Raw genomic sequence first — 1,973 nt, 5'->3', positions numbered from 1 at the left:
GGGCTGGACCCACCCCATTGCCACGGCAGATAAAGTAGCCTACTTAAATGCCCTTTTAAAGGTGCGCTTTCCCATTCTCGACTGTGGGTCTTTTGTATCGCCGAAGGCCATTCCCCAGATGGCCGATACGACAGCGGTGCTGGAACAAATTGACTCTGCCGGCAATCCGGATGCAGGAGAAAACAACACAAAGCTCTTGGTGATTGTAGCCAACAACCGGGGCATCGACGCTGCCATTGCGGTAGCAAAAGTGCATTATTTAGGCTTCCCCCTTTCTCTTTCCGAGACTTTTCAGCAGCGCAATACCGGCAAAAGTATTGCCGAAGCAATGGAGACGGTACAGTACCTGCAGGAGCAGTGTGCAGCAGCCAACAAAGAGGCGGTGGTGTACCTCTCTATGGGCTTTGGCAATCCCTATGGCGATGATTACAGTCCGGCCATTGCGGCCCACTTCACCGCACAGCTGGTTGCGCTGGGCATCCGCACCATTGCCCTGGCCGATACTGTTGGCCTGGCCCTTCCGCCGGCAATACAAGCCCTTTTTGAAGAACTGATTCCCCGCTATCCTGAAGTTACTTTTTCGGCGCACCTGCACAGCACAAAAGAGGCAGCTGCCGCTAAAATGGATGCGGCCTGGGCAGGCGGCTGCCGTCGTTTTGAAGGGGCTATTGGGGGCATAGGCGGCTGCCCCATGGCCAACGATGAGCTGGTAGGCAACCTGGCTACCGAGCAGATTGTAGCCTGGGCGGCAGGCAGGGGTATTGATACCGGTATTGATACCACTGCTTTCCAAAATGCACAGCAGCAGGCCCGCCGCATTTTTATGTAGTTTTCTCTTCTTTTTTCTTCTCTCCTTTTTATATGTCGGTGCACTCCAAAATAAAGCGCGTTACCACCCATACCCTGCAGGCCATGAAGCGCGAGGGGGTGCCCATTTCAATGCTTACGGCCTATGACTTTTCAATGGCCAGCATTCTGGACGATGCCGGTATTGACGTGCTCCTGGTGGGCGACTCGGCCTCTAATGTAATGGCCGGCCACGAAACCACGCTGCCCATTACCCTCGACCAGATGATTTACCATGCCCAGAGTGTAGTGCGGGCAGCTTCGCGTTGCCTGATTGTAGTGGACCTGCCTTTTGGGTCTTACCAGGGCAACAGCCGCGAAGCCCTGGTATCGGCTATCCGCATTATGAAGGAATCGGGGGCACATGCCATTAAGCTGGAAGGCGGTGCCGAGGTAGTAGAAAGCATTCGTCGCATTGTGGGCGCCGGCGTGCCGGTGATGGGCCACCTGGGACTAACCCCCCAAAGCATTTACCAGTTTGGCACCTATACCGTTCGGGCCAAAGAAGAAGCCGAAGCGGATATACTAATTGAAAACGCAAAGCTGCTGGAAGCGGCCGGCTGCTTTTCTATTGTACTGGAAAAAATACCGGCGGCACTGGGCACACAGGTAAGCGGGCTGCTGAGCATTCCCATTATTGGCATTGGCGCCGGCGGGGGGGTAGACGGGCAGGTGCTGGTGATGCATGACCTACTGGGCATCACCAAAGATTTTTCGCCCCGCTTTTTGCGGCGTTATCTAAACCTGTACGAAGAAATAAAAGGCGGCGTGGAAAGCTATATTAAGGATGTGAAAAGCCGCGATTTCCCCAATGCAGAGGAGCAATACTAAGAGGAGATGCAATTTCCCATTCTCCTTTTTACGGCTCTTCTGATTGGGTATGTGGCATCTGCACAAAGTACCATCACTCCGGTTTCTCCGGCAGAACTCTTTAAGAAAATACAGCAGGCAAAGCGGCCGGCGGTGGTGCAGTTCTGGATTCCACAGTCCAACGAAGGAGCGCTATTCGAACCACAAAGGGATTAAGATTTCGGAGCGGCAGTTGAGGAAGTTGTGACGGGGACTGCGGAATACTTGTTTGCGCTTTTTTTACTAAAAAATTATTTAAAAGGGGGCGACACTAGTGT

2 protein-coding genes are annotated in these 1,973 nt (G+C 53.4%); both read left to right on the top strand.

All coding sequences use genetic code 11. The features are described 5' to 3' along the window. Positions 1-829: hydroxymethylglutaryl-CoA lyase (locus WBQ70_RS12775; protein WP_423914877.1), on the top strand; the 829-nt coding region annotated here is incomplete at its 5' end. Between the two features lie 32 nt (positions 830-861). Beyond that, complete coding sequence (panB, locus tag WBQ70_RS12770) at positions 862-1,677, top strand: 3-methyl-2-oxobutanoate hydroxymethyltransferase (protein WP_423914874.1); 816 nt, start codon at positions 862-864, stop codon at positions 1,675-1,677. The last annotated feature ends 296 nt before the right edge of the window (positions 1,678-1,973 follow it).

Source organism: Flavobacterium sp. (genome assembly GCF_049590715.1).
In the GTDB taxonomy this organism is placed as follows: domain Bacteria; phylum Bacteroidota; class Bacteroidia; order Flavobacteriales; family Flavobacteriaceae; genus Flavobacterium.
This window is presented reverse-complemented; position numbering and strand designations above follow the sequence as displayed.